The 21,814-nt window shown below is 70.2% G+C and carries 20 protein-coding genes; 13 read left to right on the top strand and 7 right to left on the bottom strand.

Annotation, left to right across the window (positions count from 1 at the left end):
• Positions 1 to 140: 140 nt before the first annotated feature.
• The 5 genes from D7006_RS24775 to D7006_RS24755 all read left to right on the top strand — a co-directional run bounded on the left by D7006_RS24775 (position 141) and on the right by D7006_RS24755 (position 7,591).
• Positions 141 to 1,472 carry a bifunctional diguanylate cyclase/phosphodiesterase gene (locus tag D7006_RS24775; protein WP_169123429.1) on the top strand — a complete coding sequence of 444 codons (1,332 nt, stop codon included), beginning with the start codon at positions 141 to 143 and terminating at the stop codon, positions 1,470 to 1,472.
• Between the two features lie 170 nt (positions 1,473 to 1,642).
• A complete protein-coding gene (locus D7006_RS24770) occupies positions 1,643 to 3,829 on the top strand; it encodes a CHASE2 domain-containing protein (protein WP_237354957.1) in 2,187 nt (728 codons plus the stop codon).
• A gap of 62 nt (positions 3,830 to 3,891) precedes the next feature.
• Positions 3,892 to 6,537 carry an ABC transporter ATP-binding protein gene (locus D7006_RS24765; protein ID WP_237354956.1) on the top strand — a complete coding sequence of 882 codons (2,646 nt, stop codon included), beginning with the start codon at positions 3,892 to 3,894 and terminating at the stop codon, positions 6,535 to 6,537.
• A 21-nt stretch (positions 6,538 to 6,558) separates the two neighbouring features.
• Positions 6,559 to 7,002, top strand: coding sequence for a Crp/Fnr family transcriptional regulator (locus D7006_RS24760; protein WP_169123432.1), 444 nt, complete (start codon positions 6,559 to 6,561; stop codon positions 7,000 to 7,002).
• A gap of 142 nt (positions 7,003 to 7,144) precedes the next feature.
• A complete protein-coding gene (locus D7006_RS24755; RefSeq protein WP_237354954.1) occupies positions 7,145 to 7,591 on the top strand; it encodes a hypothetical protein in 447 nt (148 codons plus the stop codon).
• A gap of 18 nt (positions 7,592 to 7,609) precedes the next feature.
• Here D7006_RS24755 and D7006_RS24750 read toward each other — a convergent pair whose 3' ends face one another.
• From D7006_RS24750 to D7006_RS24735, 4 genes are all read right to left on the bottom strand, one after another.
• Entirely contained in the window at positions 7,610 to 7,975 is a 366-nt protein-coding gene (locus D7006_RS24750) for a helix-turn-helix domain-containing protein (RefSeq protein ID WP_024276561.1), read from the bottom strand.
• A 192-nt stretch (positions 7,976 to 8,167) separates the two neighbouring features.
• Entirely contained in the window at positions 8,168 to 9,079 is a 912-nt protein-coding gene (locus D7006_RS24745; protein ID WP_237354953.1) for a DUF2076 domain-containing protein, read from the bottom strand.
• A gap of 103 nt (positions 9,080 to 9,182) precedes the next feature.
• The gene (gene ispG, locus D7006_RS24740) at positions 9,183 to 10,511 is read right to left on the bottom strand and encodes a flavodoxin-dependent (E)-4-hydroxy-3-methylbut-2-enyl-diphosphate synthase (RefSeq protein WP_237354952.1); all 1,329 of its coding nucleotides are present in this window, start codon (positions 10,509 to 10,511) and stop codon (positions 9,183 to 9,185) included.
• Between the two features lie 115 nt (positions 10,512 to 10,626).
• A complete protein-coding gene (locus tag D7006_RS24735) occupies positions 10,627 to 11,106 on the bottom strand; it encodes a Fur family transcriptional regulator (RefSeq protein WP_237356999.1) in 480 nt (159 codons plus the stop codon).
• 279 nt (positions 11,107 to 11,385) lie between these two features.
• Between D7006_RS24735 and D7006_RS24730 the strand changes: the two genes are divergently transcribed.
• Complete coding sequence (locus D7006_RS24730; protein ID WP_169123435.1) at positions 11,386 to 12,168, top strand: 3-hydroxybutyrate dehydrogenase; 783 nt, start codon at positions 11,386 to 11,388, stop codon at positions 12,166 to 12,168.
• 16 nt (positions 12,169 to 12,184) lie between these two features.
• Positions 12,185 to 13,225, top strand: a complete 1,041-nt coding sequence (locus D7006_RS24725; protein ID WP_237354951.1) for a patatin-like phospholipase family protein — start codon at positions 12,185 to 12,187, stop codon at positions 13,223 to 13,225.
• Positions 13,226 to 13,261: 36 nt separating this feature from the next.
• Here D7006_RS24725 and D7006_RS24720 read toward each other — a convergent pair whose 3' ends face one another.
• Positions 13,262 to 13,795, bottom strand: coding sequence for a hypothetical protein (locus D7006_RS24720; RefSeq protein ID WP_237354949.1), 534 nt, complete (start codon positions 13,793 to 13,795; stop codon positions 13,262 to 13,264).
• 104 nt (positions 13,796 to 13,899) lie between these two features.
• Here D7006_RS24720 and D7006_RS24715 point away from each other — a divergent pair, with 104 nt between their 5' ends.
• The 3 genes from D7006_RS24715 to D7006_RS24705 all read left to right on the top strand — a co-directional run bounded on the left by D7006_RS24715 (position 13,900) and on the right by D7006_RS24705 (position 17,897).
• Positions 13,900 to 14,400, top strand: a complete 501-nt coding sequence (locus D7006_RS24715; RefSeq protein WP_237354947.1) for an O-acetyl-ADP-ribose deacetylase — start codon at positions 13,900 to 13,902, stop codon at positions 14,398 to 14,400.
• Positions 14,360 to 15,154 carry an RluA family pseudouridine synthase gene (locus D7006_RS24710; RefSeq protein WP_229645974.1) on the top strand — a complete coding sequence of 265 codons (795 nt, stop codon included), beginning with the start codon at positions 14,360 to 14,362 and terminating at the stop codon, positions 15,152 to 15,154. The genes D7006_RS24715 and D7006_RS24710 overlap by 41 nt, the downstream gene beginning before the upstream one ends.
• Positions 15,155 to 15,245: 91 nt before the next feature.
• Positions 15,246 to 17,897 (top strand): TIGR02302 family protein, encoded by a 2,652-nt coding sequence (locus D7006_RS24705; protein WP_237354946.1) that lies wholly within the window; start codon positions 15,246 to 15,248, stop codon positions 17,895 to 17,897.
• A 16-nt stretch (positions 17,898 to 17,913) separates the two neighbouring features.
• Here the strand turns inward: D7006_RS24705 and D7006_RS24700 are convergent, their stop codons facing one another.
• Together D7006_RS24700 and D7006_RS24695 are read right to left on the bottom strand one after the other, a co-directional pair.
• Complete coding sequence (locus D7006_RS24700; protein ID WP_237354945.1) at positions 17,914 to 18,360, bottom strand: NfeD family protein; 447 nt, start codon at positions 18,358 to 18,360, stop codon at positions 17,914 to 17,916.
• 4 nt (positions 18,361 to 18,364) lie between these two features.
• Positions 18,365 to 19,357: an SPFH domain-containing protein gene (locus D7006_RS24695; protein WP_029876507.1), complete on the bottom strand. Its 993-nt coding sequence runs from the start codon at positions 19,355 to 19,357 to the stop codon at positions 18,365 to 18,367.
• Positions 19,358 to 19,681: 324 nt separating this feature from the next.
• Between D7006_RS24695 and D7006_RS24690 the strand changes: the two genes are divergently transcribed.
• The 3 genes from D7006_RS24690 to D7006_RS24680 are packed head-to-tail and all read left to right on the top strand — an operon-like array spanning position 19,682 to position 21,803.
• Positions 19,682 to 20,155, top strand: coding sequence for a division/cell wall cluster transcriptional repressor MraZ (locus D7006_RS24690; protein WP_169123443.1), 474 nt, complete (start codon positions 19,682 to 19,684; stop codon positions 20,153 to 20,155).
• Complete coding sequence (gene rsmH, locus D7006_RS24685; RefSeq protein WP_169123444.1) at positions 20,152 to 21,189, top strand: 16S rRNA (cytosine(1402)-N(4))-methyltransferase RsmH; 1,038 nt, start codon at positions 20,152 to 20,154, stop codon at positions 21,187 to 21,189. Before D7006_RS24690 ends, rsmH begins: the two co-directional genes overlap by 4 nt.
• Positions 21,190 to 21,194: 5 nt before the next feature.
• Positions 21,195 to 21,803 carry a hypothetical protein gene (locus tag D7006_RS24680; RefSeq protein ID WP_169123445.1) on the top strand — a complete coding sequence of 203 codons (609 nt, stop codon included), beginning with the start codon at positions 21,195 to 21,197 and terminating at the stop codon, positions 21,801 to 21,803.
• The last annotated feature ends 11 nt before the right edge of the window (positions 21,804 to 21,814 follow it).

The following is a 21,814-nucleotide window of genomic DNA, read 5'->3' as shown; positions in this document are numbered from 1 at the left end:
ACGGTTTCCGAGCTCGGACAACCGGCGACACAGAGCGCTGGAGGGGTTCGGGGGAGGAAAAGATGCGCCGGAGGCCGCCCGGCCACCCTCGTGGTGGCAGGGAACGGGAACGCCGTCGCCATGAGCGGCAAGAGTGAATCGTGAGCGATGCCAATGAAGTAGCGCGAGGCCCCTGGCAATCGGAATATCTTGCGCTGCATGATCCCGTAACCAGCCTGCCGAACCGCCTACTGATGATGGAGTTCCTCGCCGGCGCGCTCAGCTCGCCGCAGGAAGGCCGGCGCACGCTTGCGGTGTTTGCGCTCGACATCGATAATTTCCGCCAGCTCAACGAGATGTACGGGCTCGCCTCCGGCGACCTGATCCTCGCCGAGACCGCGCGGCGGTTGCGCCGCTGTGTGCGCGACAACGATCTCGTCGCCCGCGTCGGCGCCGACGAGTTCATTCTGGTCGCCACCGGCCTCGCCGATTCGAAGGCCGTGGACGGGCTCCACCGCCGGTTGCAGGCGGCGCTGAGCGTGCCGGTGGCGCTGCCCTCCGGCGCCGTCGCCTATCCGCAGGCCGACATGGGCATCGCGCTCGCGCCTCTGGATGCCCACGAGCCCGACAGCCTGATTCATTGCGCCGAACTCGCCCTCAACCGCGCGAAAGAGGAGGGGCCGGGCGCCTGCTGCTATTTCGCGGCCGACATGAACGACGAGATGGCCGGGCGCCGGACGCTGGAAGGCGACCTGAGACGCGCCATCGTATCCGATGAATTCGTGCTGCTGTTCCAGCCGCGCTGCGACGCGCGCACGCTGGAACTGCTCGGCGTCGAGGCGTTGATCCGCTGGGACCACCCCCAGCTCGGCCGCCTCGCGCCTGACGAGTTCGTGCCCATCGCCGAGAAGAGCGGGCTGGTGATCCCGCTCGGCGAATGGGTGCTGCGCAAGGCCTGCGACACCATTTCCCGCCTGCCCGAGCTGAATGTCTCGGTGAACGTCTCGGTGGTCCAGTTCCGCAACGGCGAACTCGTCGGCACGGTGGAATCCGCGCTCCGGGCCACCAGCCTGCCGGCCCACCGGCTGGAGCTGGAGATCACCGAGAGCGTACTGATCGAGAACACCGACAAGGCCCTCGACATCCTCGAAGGGCTGAAGAAGCTCGGCGTCCGCCTGTCCATGGACGATTTCGGCACCGGCTATTCCTCGCTCGGCTATCTGCGCACCTTCCCGTTCGACGCGCTCAAGATCGACCGCCGCTTCGTCGGCGACCTCGACCAGAGCAAGGGGGCGCTCGCCATCGTCCAGGCCATTCTCGGCCTCGGCCGGGCGCTCGGGATGCAGGTGGTGGCAGAAGGCGTGGAGACGGAAAGCCAGCTCGCCGTCCTCAAGGCCGATTCCTGCGACGAGGTGCAGGGCTTCTATCTCGGCCGTCCCATGACGGAAGAAGCTCTGCGCGCCTATATCGCCGAGCGGCGGCTGGCGAGCTGAGCGTCCGTCCCGGTCAGGCTGCGGACGGAAGGCGCGCTGCGCCGCCTCCCGGCGCAGGCCTCCTGCAAGCCAGCCTCCCGGGACGCGGATGGCCCCGCCTTTCACCCCGCCTTCCCGCTCGCCTTTTGCCGCGCTAGGCTCCCGTCGTCGCAACGGAAATCGCCTGCCGCATGTGGTCCCGCCTCTATTGGCTCGCCGTCGGCGGCCCCCTTGCTGCCGGCCTTCTGGTGATGGGGGCCGATCCCGCGCCCTTGCAGGACCTGCGCAACGGCCTGTTCGACCTCTACCAGCGCGCCGCCCCTCGCCCCTACGACCCTGATCTGCCGGTGCGGGTGGTGGACGTGGACGACGCCTCCCTCGCCCGCGTGGGCCAGTGGCCCTGGCCCCGCACCACCATCGCCGAACTGACGCAAAAGCTGGCCGACCTCGGCGCAGCAGCCATCGCCTTCGACATGGTATTTTCCGAGCCAGACCGGCTCGATCCTGCCGCCGTGGTGAAGCTGTTGCCCGCCGAGGCCCGTGCCCCGGCCGAGGCCGCCCTTGCCGGCCGGGACAGCTCCGACCATCAGCTCGCCACCACGCTGGCCGCCAGCCCCTCGGTCCTCGGCGCCATCCTCACCCACGGCAGAGGCGGCGCCTATGCGGAGAAATGGGGCATGGCCAGCGCGGGCGACGATCCGCGCGCCTTCGTGCCGCGCTTCTCCGGCGCGGTCGCGCCCTTGCCGGAGCTGGGCGCCGCCGCCCGCGGCATCGGCGCGCTGAACTGGCTGCCTGACCGCGATCAGGTGGTGCGGCGGGTCCCCATCCTCCTCGGCCTCGACGGCAAGCTGGTGCCGAGCCTGTCGGCGGAAGCGCTGCGCGTGGCGCAGGGCGCGTCCACCTATGTGGTGCGGGCCTCCAACGCCAGCGGCGATCAGGCCTTCGGCACCAAGTCCGGCATCACGGCGGTGAAGATCGGCGCTCTGGATGTGGCGACCGATGCCGCGGGCGAGGTGCGGGTGCGCTTCACCGCCACTGACCCCCGACGCTTTCTCTCCGCCGCCGACGTGCTGGACGGCAAGGTTCCGCCCGCCGAGGTGGAGGGGCGCATCATCCTCGTCGGCTCCAGCGCGCCGGGGCTGATGGACACGCGCGCGACGCCGCTCGATGCGGCGGTGCCCGGCGTGGAGATCCAGGCGCAGCTCATCGAGCACATCGTCGCCGGTGCCCGCCTCGTGCGGCCGGACTGGGCGCGCGGGGCCGAGATCGTGCTCACCGGCCTGCTCGGGCTCGTGCTGGCGCTCGCATTGCCCCGCGTGTCCGCGCCCATTGCCGGAATGCTTGGCCTCGCCGTCGTGGCGGCGCTTGGCGCAGGCGCCTGGCTGGCCTTCACCCGCTTCGACCTGCTGCTCGACCCCATGGGGCCGGGGGCGGCGGTGCTCGCCGTCTACGGCATGGGCGTGCTCGCCCTCTATCGCGACGAGCAGCGGCAGAAGAAATGGGTGCGCTCGGTGTTCGGCCGCTTCGTCTCGCCCAAGGTGGTGGAGCGTCTGGCAGAAAACCCGGAACGCCTCGTGCTGGGCGGCGAGACGCGCGAGATCACCATCCTGTTCTGCGACCTGCGCGACTTCACCTCCTTGTCCGAGACCATGGACGCGCAGGCCCTCACCCGCTTCATGAACGCCTATCTCACGCCCATGACGGAGGTGGTGCTCGCCCATGGCGGCACCATCGACAAATATATCGGCGACGCCATCATGGCCTTCTGGAATGCGCCGGTGGACGACGCCGCCCACGCCCGCAACGCCGCGCTCTGCGCTCTCGCCATGTCCGCCCGGCTGGAAGCGCTGAACGAGGAGTGGCGCCGCGCGGCGGAGGCGGAGGGGCGGCCGTGGCACCCCGTGCGCTGTGGCGTCGGCCTCGCCACCGGGCCCTGCTGCGTCGGCAATCTCGGCTCGGCGCAGCGTCTCGAATATTCCTGCCTTGGCGACGACGTGAACCTCGCCTCCCGCATCGAGGGTGCCACCAAGTCCATGCGGGTGGACATCCTCGTCTCCGAGGCAACGCGCGAGGCGGCGGGCGACCTCGCCTTCCTCGAGGCCGACCTCCTCATGCTCAAGGGCAAATCCAAGGCGAGCCAGCTCTATCTCCTTGCCGGCGACCCGGATTTCTCGCGGTCCGACGCCTTCTCCCGACTGGAAGAGCGGCACGGCGCGCTGATGGCCGCCTACGGTGCCGGAAGCTTCGGAGAGGCGGCGGCCCTCGCCGAAGCGCTGGCGGCGAGCGCGCCGGCGCGGCTGGCCCGCTTCTACGGCCTCTATGCGGAGAGGTGCCGGGGTGCGGCGAACCCCACGGACACCCACGCCGCCTCCGCCTGAAGAGCCCGGCCCGACAGCCTTGCCCCTTGCCAACACGCTATGGGGCCTGCAGAAAAGTCGCGATGAGCGGCGCGGATTCCCCCAAGGGTGGAACGATCCCGGCGACGCGGGAGACGCTCCCGCGCGACGTGCTCACCTATCTCTGGCGCGCCGAGCCGCTGTCCCACATCAAGCTGTTCGCCCTCGTCCTCCTGCTGCTGCCGTTCAACTATGCGTCGCTGGAACTGCCACGGCTCATCGTCAACGGCGTCACCGACTCCATCGGCGGGACGGTGCCCAAGCTGTTCGACTTCGACCTCACCTGGCCGGACTTCCTCGGCGGTGGGGTGATCCTCGATCTCACCGGCTTCGAGGTCTCGGCCTTCGGTCTTCTCGCCGGGCTCGCGGCGCTGCTGTTTGCGCTGCAACTGATCCAGCAGCACATCACCCGCCTGATCGAGATGGCGAAGGCCCGGCTCGGCGAGCGCATCCTCGTCGGGCTGCGCCGCCAGCTGTTCGACATCATCCAGCGCCTGCGCCCCGAGGCGCCGATGAAGAGCAAGGCGATGGAAGTGGGCAACATGCTGCGGTTCGAGGTCGGACCCATCTCCCCCTTCGCCGGCATGGCCTTCGCCCAGCCGCTGAAGTCCGCCGGCCTCATCGGCTCGGCGACTTTGCTCATCTTCACCCAGAACGCGACCCTGGGCGGCTGCGCCATCGGCATCCTCGCCCTCAACTACGTGCTGCTCGGCATCCAGCGGCGCGACAACGCCACCAAGCTGCAAATCTACCAGCGCGAGGCGGTGGCTCTGGGCAAAAGGGTGATGGCGGGCATCGACCGGCTGCCGCTGGTCCATGGCTTCGCCACCAGCCCCTGGGAACGCGCGGCGGTGGACGGGCGGCTGGCCGTGGTGTCCGAGGCGAGCCTCGACCTCAAGCGGCAGAACTTCACCGACCGGGTGTTGAACCTCCTGATGTCGGACGTGCCGACGCTGGTGTTCTATTTCGTCGGCGGCTGGCTGGCACTGACCGGGGCCATCAATATCGGCCAGCTGGTGGCCGTGGTCGCGGCCTACGGCCAGATCCCCGAACCGCTGAAAGAGCTGATCGAGTGGGACGAAAAGCGCGTCGTCGCCCAGGTGCGCTACGACTTCGCCCGCTATTACCTAGAAACGCAGGAAGTCTGGCCCAAGGGCTCGCAGGACGACACGGGCTGGGAGGGCCTCCCCTTCGACGGCGGGTTGAAGATCGCCGACCTCGGCGTGGTGGACCCCGCCGGCAGCCTGCTCCTCGATGGCGTGAGTCTTGAGGTGCCGCCCGGCACGGCGGTAGCGCTCAAGGGGCCGGATGCCGGCGGCAAGCATGCGGTGGCGCGGGTCTGCGGCCGTGCCATCTCGCTTTACAGCGGATCGGTGCGCATCGGCGGGCACGACCTTTCAAGCGTGCCCGAATCCGTCATCGGCCGGCACGTCGCCTATGCCGGCGGCGATCCCATCGTGCTCAACGCGTCCCTGCGCGACAACATGCTGTGTGCGCTGGAGCGCCGCCCCGGCCGGCCCGCCCCCGGCGCCACCGAGCCCGAGCCCGCCGGCCTCGACGACGCGGCCCAGCTCGACCGGGCGATCCTCGGCGCCTTGGGCCTTGCCGGGCTCGGCGATCTCGTGGTGCGGCTCGGCCTCGAACGCCGTCTCGATCCCGAGGCCAGCCCGGCGCTGGCGGAGCGCATCGTGACCGCCCGCGCCGCCGTCACCGATGCCATCTCCCGCCGCCAGCAGGAAACGGGGCGGGTGCTGATCGAGCCGTTCCGCTTCGCCGCCTTCAACCGCTTCATGACGCTGGCGGAAAACATCCTGTTCGCCGCGCCGCTGAACGACACACGCGGTGCCGCCTCGCTCCTCTCCGACCCCGGCCTGATGCCCGAGCTGGAACGGCTCGGCGTCGCCGACGATCTCACCGCCCTCGGCCTCAGCGCCCTGCGCACCCTCGCCGAGCTCGCCGGCGGGCAGGACGCCATCGCGGACATCGACACCAAGGGCCTGCTGCGCGGGGAGGAGATGACCGCCGCGCGCACCCTCCTCGCCCATGCCGGCACCGGCGTCGGGTTGGCGCCGGACGAGCGTGCCCTGCTGCTGCGCGTCGCCGGACGCTACTGCGAGCCGCGCCACCGCTTCGGCCTTATCGATGAAGATTGGCAGCAGCGGGCGCTCGGCACCCGCGCGCAGCTCGCCCACCTGAAGGAGGTGTCCGGCACACCCCTCGCCCGCTACCAGCCGGACAGCTACTGCCGGGCGCTGACCGTGCGCGACAACCTGCTGTTCGGCCGCATCGCTGCCGACCGCGCCGGCGCCGCCGCCACGGTGGACGATCTGGTGCGCGAATGCCTGAAACGGGACGGCTTCATCGCCCAGGTGGAGCGCCTGAGCCTCGACGTGGCGCTGGGCGAGGGCGGCCTGCCCCTCTCGGCCGCCGAGCGGGGCAAGCTGACCCTCGCCCGCTGCCTCGTGGCGGAGCCCGATCTGCTCATCATCGACGACGCCCTGGCCCCGCTGGCGCCGTCCGAGCAGAGCCGGCTGATCGAGACGGTGCTCGCCCGCCGCGAAGGGCGCACGACGCTGGTGGTGCTCGATTCCGCCGAGCCGCTCGAACTGTTCGCGCAGGTCATTGTGCTCGCCCACGGGCAGGTGGAGCGCATCGAGGGGGCGGCCGAGCTGTCCGCCAACGGGATATGAGGGGGCCACAAGGATCAGGTCATGAGCATTGAAGACGAGGCCCGCGTCCTCTCCCGCATCCCCATGTTCCGCGATCTGGAGCCGAGCCAGCTGAGGCTGCTCGCCTTCTCCGCGACGCGGCTCGACGTGGCGCCGGGGGACGTGCTGTTCCATCAGGGCGAGGCGCCCGACGCCGCCTATGTCATCCTCGACGGCACCGCCGTCATCGAGGTGACGGCCGGCGGCACCACCCATGAGATCACCCGCCTCACCAAGGATACGGTGGTGGGCGAGATGGGCGTGCTCACGGGCGAGGCGCGCAGTGCCACGGTGCGTGCCGGCGCGCCCATGAGCGTGCTGCGCATGGACTCGGACCTGTTCCTCGCGCTGCTGGACAAGACGCCTTCCCTCGCCCGCTCCGTGCTGCGCGACCTGGCACTGCGCCTTCAGGAGACGACGCGGGCGCTGGTGAAGGCGCGGGGCTGACCGCCGCGCCCCGGCGGCGTCTCGCAAACCCCTGAGCCGGATCAATTTTTGCCCGTCCCGCCGACGCTCTCATCCCTTGCGTACCGCAAGGTAAGACGCCACCATGGAACACCCAATCAGAAGGTCCATGGGGGGTACACATATGAGAATGGTGAAAGCCGTGGTGGGTCTCGCGCTGGCCCTCAGCCTCGCCGCCTGCTTCGAGGGCAAGCCGGGCCCGGCCGGCCCCGCTGGAGCTGCGGGCGCGCAGGGGCCCGCCGGCGTTGCCGGTCCCGCTGGCCCGGCGGGGGCGCCTGGTCCGGCTGGCCCCGCAGGTCCGGCCGGTCCGCAGGGCGCGCAAGGTCCGGTCGGCCCGGCCGGTGCCGCCGGTGCCGCGGGCGCGGCCAACATCACGCTGCGCGCTTCGTCGTGTCCCGAGGCCGGCTGCCTCGCCTCCTGCGAGACCGGCGAGAGCGTGATCGGCGGCTATTGCGTGAACGTGGACCGCGGCATGCAGCACATCGCCGTCTTCTCGGCGCGCGGCGACAAGACCGAGGTGGAATGCCTTCATCCGGTGAAGCAGGTGGTGGCGGTCTGCCTCAAGCCGTGAGGGCGGGCCGCCGCCCGCTCAGCCCCGGCGCCGGAGAATCTTGAGGCGCCCCAGCAGCTCGGCCACCGCCTCCTGCGGCAGGTGGCCGATCTCGCGGGCGAGAAGATTGGCCAGCTCGGTGGCCTGCGGCGACAGATCGGCGGTATCCACCACCACCCGCGGCTGCGACAGCTCGGCGAGGCGCTGGAGATCTTCCGCCTCGTCCCAGATCACGTTGAAATAGGCGATGATGCGCTGGGTGAGCGCCCAGGTGGGCTTGCCGCGCTTGCCCGTCTCCAGGGCGGACAGATAGGTGGGCGTCACGCCGATGGCCCGCGCCATCTCGGTGAGGGTCACGCCGCGTTGGGCGCGCAGGTCGCGCACCCGGCGTCCGAAGGGCGTCATGCCGGGGTCCTTGTGGTTCCACCCATTTTCGTGGTGCGGCGGCGAGCCGGAAGGCCGCGCCCCGCACATCAAACCGGATAGCCCCATCCCAAGCGGCAAGTCCATGGGCAAGCTTGGGGGAAAGCCTGCCGGCAAACGAAACCGGCGGCGCAGAGCGCCGCCGTTCGTTCACACATCAATCCTGTGGGGATGTCAGGTCCAGCTGCTGTCGTCGCCGCCGCCGTCGTCCCACCCGGCTTCGTCACCGGCATCGTCATAGCCGGTGTCTTCGGGGCCGGCCTCCTCATAGCCCGCTTCTTGCTGGCTCGAGCCGTTCCAGAAATTGTCGGTGCCGGCGTTCTGCCCGCCCAAAGCCGCCTGGGCGTCCTGGCCGAGATTGCCGGTGCCGGGGGTTTCGGGCTTGCCGAGATCGGCCGCCGCCGCGTGGGCCACCGCGCCACCGCCGCCGGTCATCATGTTCTTGATGCCGTCATAGAGCAGCGCGCCGCCGGCGACACCCGCCGCTGTGGCGAGCGCACCCTGCAGGAAGCCGCCGCCGCTACGCTGCGGCTGGGGCGCGGCCTGCTGGGCCCACGGTCCGCCCTGTTGGCCGTAACCACCCTGCTGGGGGTAGCCCTGTTGCGGATATCCGCCCTGCTGAGCGTAACCCTGCTGGCCGTAGCCGGCCGGCAGGCCCATGGGCTGGCCCGGCTGCTGCTGGGTCGCAGACTGGCCCCAGGGCTGGCCGGAGGAAGGCTGGCCCGAAGAAGGCTGGCCCGAATACTGGCCACCCTCCCGCGCGCCAGCGGATGGAACGGAGGAGCGCCCGCCACCGAACAGGCCGCCCAGGAAGCCGCCGGACGAGCCGGACGAACGCTGCTGCGCTTCGGCCGCGCGGGCCTCGGCATCGGCGAGCTGGGCCTCCAGATCCTGCACGCGGCCATAGGCCTGCTGCAGGGCATGCTCCTGCACCAGAACGCTCTGGGCGAGGGCATAGGTGGCGTGGGGTGCCTCGGCGACGCGGCGCGCGATCAGCGCCTCGGCCTCCGCATCGCGCGGCTGGCTGGCAACACTGCGCATGCGATCGAACAGGCCGTCGATCAGGGCACGTTCCTCGGGGGTCATTTCCGCCTCCGGTGAGTGGATGGCAGGGATATGAGCAGACGAGCATGGCCGGGGAAGGGCTCCCCGCATGAAATTTTTGTAACGCCGCGGTAGCGGAGCAGGGTCACTCCGCCGCGTCTGCCGGGGTGCCGCTCTCGACCACGTCGGCCCCGCCGCCGATGCCGAAGCGCTTCGCCACATAGGCCTCCACCATCTGGCGGAACTCCTCCTGGATGTTGGCGCCGCGCAGGGTCGCGACCTTCTTGCCGTCGATGAAGACGGGGGCGGAGGGCGTCTCGCCGGTGCCGGGCAGCGAGATGCCGATATCGGCGTGCTTGGATTCGCCCGGCCCGTTCACGATGCAGCCCATGACCGCCACATTCAGCGTCTCGACGCCCGGATATTGCGCCTTCCACACCGGCATCCGGGTGCGGATCATGTCCTGCACCGACTGGGCCAGCTCCTGGAAGACCGTGGAGGTGGTGCGGCCGCAGCCGGGGCAGGCGGCCACAAGCGGCACGAAGGTGCGCAGGCCCATGGTTTGCAGGATTTCCTGCGCCACCTGCACCTCGCGGGTGCGGTCGCCATTGGGCTCGGGGGTCAGCGACACGCGGATGGTGTCGCCGATGCCCTGCTGGAGCACCACGCCCATGGCCGCCGTGGAGGCGACGATGCCCTTCGATCCCATGCCCGCCTCGGTGAGGCCAAGGTGCAGCGCATAGTCCGAGCGGCGCGCCAGCTCGGAATATACCGCGATCAGGTCCTGCACCGCCGACACCTTGGCGGAGAGGATGATGCGGTTGCGGCCGAGGCCGATCTCTTCCGCCAGCGCCGCCGAGAGCAGCGCCGAACGCACCAGCGCCTCGCGCGTCACCGCCCGCGCCTCGGCGGGCCGGGGCAGGCGGGCATTCTCGTCCATCAGACGGGTCAGCAACTCGCCGTCGAGCGAACCCCAGTTGGCGCCGATGCGCACCGGCTTGTCATGCCTGATGGCGGTTTCGACGATGGCGGCGAACTGCCGGTCCTTCTTGTCGCCGAAGCCCACATTGCCGGGATTGATGCGGTATTTGGCCAGAGCTTCCGCGCAGGCGGGATGATCGGCCAGGAGCTTGTGGCCGATGTAGTGGAAATCGCCCACGAGGGGCACGTCGATGCCCTGCGCCAGCAGCTTCTCGTAGATGTGCGGCACGGCGGCCGCCGCCTCGTCGCGGTCCACCGTGATACGCACGATCTCGGAACCGGCGCGGGCGAGCGCCGCGACCTGACGCACGGTGCCGGCGATGTCGGCCGTATCGGTGTTGGTCATGGACTGGACCACCACCGGCGCACCGCCGCCGACCATCACCCGGCCGACCGGAACGCCCACCGTGGCGTGCCGTCGGACAGGCCCGGCCTCGAGCAGCTCGACGGGAACCACGGGCGCGGCGCTGGTGAGGGTTTCGGCGCTGGTCATGGGTCTGGTCCTCGAACGACGGGCGATCCGCAGGTGTACGGCGCCGGGGCAGGCGTGGACCGCATTACAGACGTCGATGCGGCCGGGTTTCGAGTAGGCCGGGGGCGGGAAAGAATCAACCGCCAGCGGTTTCCTTGGCCGCGCCCTTGGTCACGGGCGCAGGGGCAGCGGATGCCGCCTCGCGGCAATGGGCGCAGGTGCCTGCCACTTCCAGCACCCGCTGGCGCGGCTCAAACCCTGCGGCCCGCGCCGCCCAGGCGAGATCGCGACCGATGGCATGGGAGCCCACCTCCCGCGTCAGGCCGCAGCGCTCGCAGATGAGGAAGACCACCACGTCGGTATCATCGTGGGTGTGGGCGCAGACGAGGTAGGCGTTGCGGCTTTCGATGCGGTGGGCGAGCCCTTCCGCCACCAGGAAATCGAGCACGCGGTAAACGGACATGGGCGGAGCCGGATCACCCGCTTCGGAGAGCTTCTGCACGATCTCGTAGGCACCGAGCGGAACGTGGCTCTCCGCCAGCGCCTTCATGACGTTGCGGCGCAACGGCGTCATGCGCAGGCCCTTGCGCGCGCAGCATTCCTCCACGCGCGACATGGCGCCTGCCACGCATTGGCCGTGGTCGTGGTCCTTGGTATGGGCGTCGGTGCGGGTCACCCTGCAAATCTAGTGGATGTCACCCGGTTTCGCCACGGGTCCGGCGCGCGAAGGGAAGGGGAAGACCGGGCAGCCGCATTGCACCGCACCGGACGGCGTTGCAATCTGCCGCCGGCAGGCGCCCTCGGGGACGCCTGCGCGTGACGCCAGCGTCACACCGTTCCGCTACACCGTGCCGCCGGCTCCGCAGGGGCCGTGCCGCCTTTTCGGGGAATAGCCATGCTCAAGGGGAAGGTCGCCGTCGTCACCGGGTCCACCAGCGGAATCGGGCTCGCCTATGCCCGGGCCTTCGCCAAGGAAGGTGTGAACGTCGTCATCAACGGCCTCGGCGACGCCGCCGCCATCGAGAAGGAGCGGTCCGCCATCGAGAGCGAGTTCGGCGTGAAGGCGCTCTATTCGCCGGCCAACATGCTGAAGGCGGACGAGATCGCGGACATGGTGAAGCTCGCCGAGACCGAGCTCGGCGCCTGCGACATCCTCGTGAACAATGCCGGCATCCAGCACGTGGCGCCGATCGAGGAATTCCCGATCGACACCTGGAATACCATCATCGCCATCAACCTGTCGGCGGCCTTCTTCGCCATGCGCGCGGCCATCCCCGGCATGAAGGCGCGCAAATGGGGCCGCATCATCAACACCGCCTCGGCCCACGCGCTGGTCGCCTCGCCCTTCAAGTCGGCCTACGTCTCGGCCAAGCACGGCATCGCCGGCCTCACCAAGACCGCCGCACTCGAGACCGCGACCTTCGGCATCACCGTGAACGCCATCTGCCCCGGCTACGTCTGGACCCCCCTCGTGGAGAAGCAGATCCCGGACACCGCCAAGGCGCGCGGCATGACCGAGGAAGAGGTGAAGAAGAACGTGCTTCTCGCCGCCCAGCCCACCAAGGAGTTCGTGACGGTGGAGGAAGTGGCGGCGCTGGCCGTGTTCCTCGCCTCCGACAACGCCCGCTCGATCACCGGCTCCATGCAGCAGATCGACGGCGGCTGGGTGGCGGAGTGACGCCGGGGCTCCGGCCATGACGCGACGCGACGGCGTGAAGCCGATCAGCCTCGCGCTCCAGGGGGGAGGCGCCCACGGCGCCTTCACCTGGGGTGTGCTGGATCGTCTGCTGCAGGACGAGCGCATCGCCATCGCCGGCATCACCGGAACCAGCGCAGGCGCCATGAACGCGGTGGTGCTCGCCGCCGGCCTCGCCAAGGGCGACCCGGAGGAGGCGCGCCACGCCCTCGCGCAGTTCTGGAAGGACGTGTCCCGGGACGGGCGCATGTCGCCCATCCAGCGCTCGGCCTTCGACCGGCTCATGGGCAACTGGTCGCTCGCCAAGAACCCGGTCTATCTCGCCTTCGAGGTGGCCTCGCGGTTCCTGTCGCCCTACGACTTCAATCCGCTGAACATCAACCCGCTGCGCGAGATTCTCGAGGCCCATGTGGACTTCGAGGCCATCCGCCAGGCGCAGGTGAAGGTGTTCATCTCCGCCACCAACGTCCATACCGGCCGCGCCCGCATCTTCGGGCATGAGGAGATGACCGCGGACGCGGTGATGGCCTCTGCCTGCCTGCCCTTCCTGTTCCAGGCGGTGGAGATCGAAGGCGTGCCCTATTGGGACGGCGGCTACATGGGCAACCCGCCGCTCTTCCCGCTTTACGAGATGGCGGACGCCGACGACATCCTGCTGGTCCAGATCAATCCCGTGGTGCGCGACACGACGCCCCGCACCGCCAGCGAAATCCAGAACCGCATCAACGAGATCACCTTCAACGCCTCGCTGCTCGCCCAGCTACGCGCCATCGACAATGCGGCCAAGCTGATCGAGCAGGGGCTCATCAGCCGCTGGACCTTGGGCGGCTCGCCCTTCCGGAGAGTGCGGCTGCACCGCATCGGCGGCGAGCACCAGCTGGCGGCGCTCGACGCCACCTCCAAGCTCAATGCGGAATGGTCCTTCCTCCAGCACCTGCGCGACCTCGGCCGGGCGGCGGCGGAGAGCTTCCTGTCCGAGCATTTCGACGACCTCGGCCGCCGCTCGACGCTGGATCTCAGGCTGGAACTGGCGGATTGAGACAGGCCCGCCGGAGCGGGCCTGCCGAAGTCATCCTCAGCCGCGCGAATCCTTCTTGGCCTGCGCCACCGCCACGAACTTGGTGACGCGGCCGGCCTCGCCGGATGCGGAGCCGATGCGCTGCAGGCGCGTGCGCTCCTTGACCGTCATTCCGGTATTCGGGCGCGGCAGGTTCGCCGGGCGCTTGGCGCGCTTCGAATCGCGCTTCAGCTCCAATGCCTTGTGCGCATTCTCCACCAGCTCGGCCCGGGCCTCCTGGATGCGGCGGCGGGTCTGCTCGCGGCGCGCGCGGGTGAGCGCATCGGTGAGCACGGAGGCCTTCTGGCGGTTGCCGGAATCGGCCTTCTCGAACGTCACCTCGCCGCGTCCACCCTTGCCGCGCAGGGCCCGCCGCTGGTTGTTGGCGATGGTGAGGGCGCGGTCCCGGCGCTCGCGCAGCTGGGCCACGAGGTCATTCACCTCGCCGTCGCCGAGCGCGGTCACCACGGACTGGCGAGACTTCTCCACCAGCTCCATTTCCGAATCCGTGAGAAGGCGGCGTTCCGTCTTGCGGGGATGGGCCATGGGCATGGGGCGGATCTCCTTCTTGTTTTCTGACACTTATGGCTACGCCGCCGATTATGTGGATTGTGAGACTGCCGCAGGATTGCCAGCCATGACCCGAACACCCCTCCTTGACCCCTGGCCTCGCCACTGACACCATCGTGAACGCCGCCAACGCCTCCCTGCTCGGGGGCGGCGGCGTGGACGGCGCCATCCATCGGGCCGCCGGGCCGGAGCTCGTCGCCCATTGCCGCACGCTGGGCGGCTGTCCCACCGGCGAGGCGCGCCTCACCCCCGGCTTCCGGCTCTCGGCCCGCCATGTCATCCACACCGTTGGCCCCGTCTGGCGCGGCGGCGGCGCAGACGAGGATGCCCTGCTCGTCTCGTGCTACCGGGAAAGCCTGCGGCTGGCCGACCAAGCCGGCCTCACCTCCATTGCCTTTCCCGCCATCTCCACGGGCATCTATGGATTTCCGCCCGAGCGGGCCGCCCCACTGGCGGTCGGCGCCGTCCTCGCCCATCTTGGAGGCCCCGGCAGCGTGACCCGCGTGGTCTTTTGCTGCTTCTCGCAAGGCTCCGCCGACCTCCATCATGACGCCCTCCGCGCCCACGGCATCGAACCCCGCCCCTGAAACCGGGCGGGATCTCCCCCTCCTCCACCGCGACGGGCTGATGCTCATCATCGACAAGCCCTGTGGCCTGCCCGTCCATGCCGGGCCGAAGGGCGGGGAGACGCTGGCCGATCATCTCGACGCTTTGCGCTTCGGCCTGCCCCGCGCGCCGGAGCTGGCGCACCGGCTGGACAAGGACACGTCCGGTTGCCTCGTGCTCGGCCGCCACGGCAAGGCACTGGCACAGCTTGGGAAACTCTTCGCCAGCGGGGCGGTGGGGAAGACCTATGTGGCCGTTACCCTCGGCGCCCCGGCGGCGGAGGCGGGGCGGATCGACCAGCCGCTGGCCAAGCGCTCGCCGCACCGGGGCTGGTGGATGCAGGCGGTGCCCAAGGGATCGCCGGGCGCACAGGAGGCGATCACCGATTTCCAGGTGCTGCACCGGGCGGGCGACCTCGCCGTGATCGCCCTCTCCCCGGTCACGGGCCGCACCCACCAGTTGCGCGCGCACCTCTCCCATCTCGGCACGCCCATCCTCGGCGATGCTATCTATGGCGGCGCCTCGCGACTGCCGGGCGGGCCGAAGCTGCATCTGCACTCCCGCCGTGTCGTGGTGCCCCTCAAGGCGGGCGCGCCGCCGGTGGATGTGAGCGCCCCTTTGCCGCCGCATATGTGCGAGACGCTTTCCCTCCTCGGCCTCGATCCGGTTGCCGTGGGCGCCGCCGCCGATCAGGTCGCCTTCGCCAAGCTCGGGACGCCTGAGAGCAAGGCCTGACCCATTTGTGAAGCGGGTTCCGCTAGGGCAATCTGGCCCGGAACTTGCTGCGTGTTAAGCTGGCTGATGAAGGGCAGGAAAGGGAGAGGGTGTGAGCGCATCTCGCGACGGAAAGCTCCCGCGCAGGCCCCAGGACCGCACGCCGGAAGAGACCGCGCGTGACCTGCTCGAGCGCGCCATCGGCCGCGCCCGCTACGCCGTGTTCTGGGAACGGGCGTGGCCTGCCTTCGCCCGCGTCGGCGTTGCGGTGGCGCTGTTCCTCGCCGTCTCGTTTGCTGGTGTTTGGGTATCTGCGCCGGTGTGGGCGCGGATCGTCGGCGTCGTGCTGTTCGCACTCGCCATCCTGTTCGCCGCCCGCCCGCTGCTCGCCTTGCGCTGGCCGAGCCGGGAGGAGGCGGTGGCGCGCCTCGACGCCCGGAGCGCCCTCGCCCACCGCCCCGCCACCGCCATTTCCGACAGCCTCGCCACCCGCCCGGATGATCCGGTCGGCGCCGCCTTGTGGCGCGCGCACCTCGCCCGCGCACTCGCGGCCGCCCGTTCGCTGAAGGCCGGAACGCCTTCGCCGGGTCTCGCCCGTCTCGATCCCCGCGCCGTTCGTGCGCTGGCGGTGCTGGCGCTGGCGGCCACCATCTTCATGGCGCCCGGGCAGCATCTCTCCCGCATCGGCGCGGCCTTCGACTGGAAGACCATCGTCCCGCCCCCGCCCTACCGGCTCGATGCCTGGATCGATCCGCCCGCTTATACCGGCCGGCCGCCCGTGGTGCTGCCGGGCCTGCGCTCGGACGATCCCACCTCCCTCAACGCCGCCGCTTTGCAGGTTCCGGTGGGCAGCACGCTCGTGGTCCGCGGCTCCGGCATCGACACCGCCGCCATCAAGCTCGACGGCGGCATCGCCGAGGCGAAGCCGGAGGCCGATGCGCCGACGACGGCCGGCGAAAAGCGCTACGTGATCCGCGAGGATTCCGACGTCACCTTCCTCGGCCCCGACCAGCGCCGCCTTGCATGGCATTTCAAGGTGCTGGCGGACCAGAAGCCCACCATCAGCTTCGCCAAGGATCCGCAGACCGGCCAGCGCAACGCGCTGGTGCTGTCCTACCGGATGGAGGACGATTACGGGGTGAAGGAAGCCGATGCGCTGTTCACGCCCCTGCCGCCCGAGCAGCCGCTCTTCCCCCGCCCCGGCGCATCGCCGCGCAAGATGGCGCAGCCGCTGATCCCGCCGCCCGACTTCAAGCTGACCCTACCCGCCGGCGGGCGCACCGGGGCGGCGCAGACCACCAAGGATCTCGTCGCCCATCCTTGGGCCGGCGCCCGCGTGGAGGTCCAGCTCAAGGCCCGCGACGAGGCCGGCAACGAAGGCGTCAGCGACACCAAGGTGGTGCGGCTGCCCGCGCGCGCCTTCTCGAAGCCCCTCGCCAAGGCGCTCATCGACGAGCGTCGCCGCCTCACCTTCGACGCCAGCAACCGCCGCCGGCTGGTCACGGTGCTGGAAGGCCTCACCATCGCCCCCGCCCAGTTCGCCCCGAGCGCGAGCGAATATCTCGGCCTGCGCACCGCCTTGGCGCGCGCCAAGAATGCCCGCAACGACGACGATCTCAGGGCGCTGGTGGATTATCTCTGGGAAGTGGCGGTGCTGATCGAGGACGGCACCCTCTCCGATGCCGAGCGCGAGCTGCGCGCCGCCCAGGAGGCGCTGCGCGAGGCGCTGGAGCGCGGCGCCAGCGACGAGGAGATCAAGCGCCTCACGCAGGATCTGCGCGCGGCCATGGAAAAGATGATGCGCCAGCTGGCGGAGCAAGCGCGCCGCGACGGTGGCACCGACGCCCGCCCGCTCGATCCCAACACCCGCATCGTCCGCCCGCAGGACCTGCAGAAGATGCTAGACCGCATCGAGAATCTCGCCCGCTCCGGCAACAAGGACGCGGCCCGCGAGCTGCTCGACCAGCTCCAGGCCATGATGGAGAACATGCGCCCCGGTAGCCGTCAGGCCGGCCGCCAGCAGCAGGGCCAGCAGCAGCAGAGCGAAATCGGCAAGATGATCCAGGAGCAGCAGCGCCTGCGCGACCGCACCTGGCGCCAGAACCGGGAAGGCCAACAGGGCCAACAGGGTCAGCAAGGACAACGCGGCCAGCAGGGGCAGCAGGGCCAGGGTCAGCAAGGACAGCAGGGGCAGGGGCAGCAGCCCGGCGAGAACGGCTTCTCGGACTTGCAGCAAGGCCAGCAGGAGCTGCGCAAGCGCCTCGGCCGGATGCTCGACCAGATGCGCCGCATGCAGGAAGGCCAGCAGGGACAGGGCCAAGGTCAGCAGGGCCAGAACGGCGAAGGCGGGGAAGGCGATGCCATGGGCCGGGCCGGCGAGGCCATGGGCCGGGCGGAGCAGGCCATGCGCGAGGCGGAGGAAGCCCTCGGCCGCGGCGAGGGCCAGGGCGCGCTCGACGCAGAGGGCCGCGCCCTCCAGTCGCTCCGGCAGGGAGCCCAGGCCATGGCCGAGGCGCAGCGCGGCCAGCAGGAAGGTCAGGGCCCCGGCGGTCCGGGCGAGGAAAGCGCCCAGCGCACCGATCCCCTCGGCCGCCCCCTGCGCAGCCAGGATTATGGCGACGATTTCACCGTCAAGGTGCCGGACGAGGTGGACGCCCAGCGCGCCCGTCGCGTGCTGGAGGAGCTGCGGCGCCGGCTGGAGCAGCCGGAGCGCCCGCAGATCGAGCTCGATTATCTGGAGCGGCTGCTGCGCGGGCTGAACTGAGGCAGGGTCGGAGGCGTCAGCCCTCGACCGGTTCCACCTTCAGTGTCGCGCCGTCGGCGCCGGTGACGCGCACGTCGCGGCCGGCGGCGACATCCGGGCCTTCCACGCGCCACACCGTGTCGTCGATGCGCACCCGCCCGACCCCGCCGAGGATCGGCGCATCGAGCGTGAAGACCCGGCCCACGAAGCCTTCCGGGCGGCGGTTCAGGAACGGCCGGTCGGAGGCCTTGCCCGGGGCCGGGGTGACGCGGCGGCCAACCAGCACCGCCACCACCGCCAGCGCCGCGAACACCAGCACTTCCACCTGCCACGCGAGCGCTACCGTGTAGGCGACGGCGCCGGTGACCAGCGCCGCGAGCCCGAGCCACAGCAGGAAGGCCCCCGGCGCCGCGATCTCCGCCACCAGCAGCACGCCGCCGAGGACGAACCACGCCCAGGGACCGAGATGGGAGAGAAGGGGCATGGGCTCAGCCCTCCCGCGGCGGCATGGTCGCGGGGCCGGTGGGACGCCGGCCGGGTGAACGGGGCGCGGGCGCGCCCTCCGTGCCGAATGCGCCCTTGGCGATCTCGCCGATGCCGGCCAGGGACGAGAGCAGCGCCGTGCCCTCATAGGGCATCAGCACCACCTTCTGGTTCGGCGCGGCGCCCATGGTCTCGAACGCCTTCACGTACTTCTCGGCGATGTAATAGTTGAGCGCGGCCGGATCGCCGTTCGCCACCGCGACGGACAGCATCTCGGTGGCCTTGGCATCCGCCTGAGCGAGCCGCTCGCGCGCCTCGGCGTCGCGGAAGGCGGCCTCGCGGCGGCCCTCGGCCTGCAGGATCTGGCCCTGCTTCTGGCCCTCCGCCTTGAGGATTTCCGACTGGCGCAGGCCCTCGGCCTCGAGGATCACGGCGCGCTTCTCGCGTTCGGCCTTCATCTGGCGGCCCATGGCGTTCACAAGGTCGGCGGGCGGCACGATGTCCTTGATCTCGATGCGGGTCATCTTGATGCCCCAGGGCGAGCAGGCCGCATCCACCACCGTCAGCAGGCGCACGTTGATCTCGTCGCGGTGGGACAAGAGCTGGTCGAGGTCCATGGAGCCCATGACGGTGCGGATGTTGGTCATGGTCAGCGCGAGGATGGCGGCGTCGAGCCGCGCGACCTCGTAGGAGGCGCGGGCGGCGTCGAAGACCTGGAAGAACACCACGCCGTCCACCGTCACGGTGGCATTGTCCTTGGTGATGACCTCCTGGCTCGGGACGTCGATCACCTGCTCCATCACGTTCACGCGGTTGCCGATGCGATCGATGAACGGGACGATGAGGTTGAGGCCGGGCATCAGCGTCTTGGTGTACCGGCGGAAGCGCTCCACCGTGTACTGGTAGCCCTGCGGCACCGTCTTCACGCCGGAGAAGACCACCGCCACGGCCAGCACCAGCAGCACCAGCACGAACAGGTTGGGACCAATCTCGATCATGGGACGCCCCTCAGCCGGCCCCCTGCGGCCGGTGGCGCATATGGCCACGGGGAAGGGGGCGGCGGCAAGGCGACGGCAGCAAGCAGACGGAACGGAAGGGGAAGACCGGGCCCGATCCGATTCGCACGCGATTCGTTCGCGTGATGTTCCGGTTCGCCCCGGGTCGACGTCCCGTTTCGGGACAGTTCCGCCCATGCCGTTTCGTTGACGGCCCATGTCAGCCCATGATAACCCATAAATACCCATGAACAGGATGGACGGCTTCTTCCGTCACGCGGGCCGCCTTGAACGGCGCCCGTTGCAACACGAGGGCACCCGGGCGCCATGGACCGCTTCGTGTCCACCTACACGATGCGCCTCGACGCCAAGGGCCGGGTCTCCATCCCCGCGCCCTACCGCATGGTGCTGACCAAGGACGGCGCGGACGGCCTCTATTGCCATCCGAGCCTTGCGGAACCGGCGCTGGATGCCGGCGGCAACCGTCTGGTCGGCGAGATCGACACGCTGATCGACAGCTACCCGCCCTATTCCGAGGCGCGCGAGGAGCTGGCCGCCGCCCTCTATGGCACCAGCGAGACGCTGCGCATCGACCCGGAGGGCCGGGTGGTGCTGACGGAGACGTTGAAGGCCCATGCGGCGATCACCGACCAGGTGGCGTTCGTCGGGCTAGGACACAAGTTCCGGATCTGGGAACCGGAGCGGCTGAAGGCACATCTCGCGGAGGCCACCCGACGGGTGCGCGAGTTGCGCCAGGCCATCGGCTCCCGAGCGGAGAACACGCGGAGCGAACGGACATGACGACGGGCCACGGGGTCGGCCCCGCCGACGCCGCTGGCGGACCGGCCCGTCATCTGCCGGTGATGCTTCGCGAGGTTCTCGCGCACCTCGCGCCGAAGGACGCCGGCCATTATGTGGACGGCACCTTCGGCGCGGGAGGTTACACCTCCGCCATTCTCGGCGCGGCGGACTGCCGGGTGCTCGCCATCGACCGCGACCCCACGGCCATCGCCGCCGGACAGACGCTGGTCGAAGCCAGCGGCCAGCGCCTCCTCCTCGTGCATGACCGCTTCTCGCGGCTCGACGAGATCGCGGCCGAGCAGGATTTCATGCCCCTCGACGGGGTGGTGCTCGACATCGGCGTCTCCTCCATGCAGCTGGACGAGGCGGATCGCGGCTTCTCCTTCCGCCGCGACGGGCCGCTCGACATGCGCATGGGCGGCGACGGTCTCTCCGCGGCCGACCTCTGCGCCACGCTGGACGACGTCCGCCTCGCCCACATCATCTGGACCTTCGGCGAGGAGCGGCATTCACGCGCCATCGCCAAGGCCATCGTGAAGGCGCGGGAGGAGGCGCCCATCACACGCACGGCGCAGCTGGCCGAGATCGTGTCGCGCGTGGTGTGGGCGAAGCCCGGCGAGATGCATCCCGCCACCCGCACCTTCCAGGCGCTGCGCATCGCCGTGAACGAGGAATTGTCGGAGCTGGTGGAGGCGCTTGCCGCCGCGGAGCGGGCGCTCCGGCCGGGGGGGCGCCTCGTGGTCGTCACCTTCCATTCCCTCGAGGACAGGATCGTTAAGACTTTTCTGTCACACCGGGCAAAGGCACCGTCCGCCTCGCGCCACCAGCCGCAAGCGGAAGGGCCGGAGCCCTCCTTCCGCCTCGTGGCGAAAGGAGCCGTAGAGCCCGGTCCCGACGAAGTGGCAGGCAACCCGCGCTCAAGGTCCGCGAAACTTCGCGCGGCCGAGCGCACGGACGCCCCGGCACATCCGGGCGGTGACTTGATGGGGCTGCTTCCGCCCCCATCACCGCAACGCCACGGGCGGAGACGCTAGTCGAGATGTTTCGGGTCGCCAATGCCGTGATGATCGTCGCGCTTCTGGTGACCGCCGCGGTGGTCTACCAGCTCAAGGTCTCGTCCACCGCCGAGGCCGAGCGGCTCGCCACCCTGCGCACCCAGATTCGCAAGGAGCGCGATTCGATCGCGCTGATGCGCGCGGAATGGGCGCGCCGCACCTCGCCCATCTACATCCAGGGCCTTGCCGAGCGGCATCTCGACATGAAGCGGCTCGATGTCGATTCGATTTCCAGCCTCGACGACCTGCCCGCCAAGCCCGCCTCTGGCGGCGACGGCATCGGCGGCATGATCGAGGCGCTGGTGGACGCCCCCCTCGTCACCTCCTCGGCCGGCTCCAAGCCCTCGGCCTCGACCACCGCTCCCACCAGCTCGGGCGGCGCCACGGTGCCTGCGACCTCGGCGCTGCGCCCGGCCAATGCGCCGGTGTCGAAGCCGGCCGCGAGCGCGTCCGCCGCGCCCCGTCCCCCGGCGGCACGCCCCCTGCCCCCCATGCAGCCGGCACCGGCCGCCGCCGCTCCGGCGCCCGCCCCGCCCCCGGAGCCCACCAATCCCCTCGAAAAGCTCTCCGGATTCCTGGCCGGTTTCCGCTGACGAGGTCCGAA

This window comes from Xanthobacter sp. YC-JY1, from assembly GCF_021730305.1.
Lineage (GTDB): Bacteria > Pseudomonadota > Alphaproteobacteria > Rhizobiales > Xanthobacteraceae > Xanthobacter > Xanthobacter flavus.
Note: the sequence above shows the minus strand (reverse complement) of the source record. Positions and strands in the feature narration are given on the sequence as shown.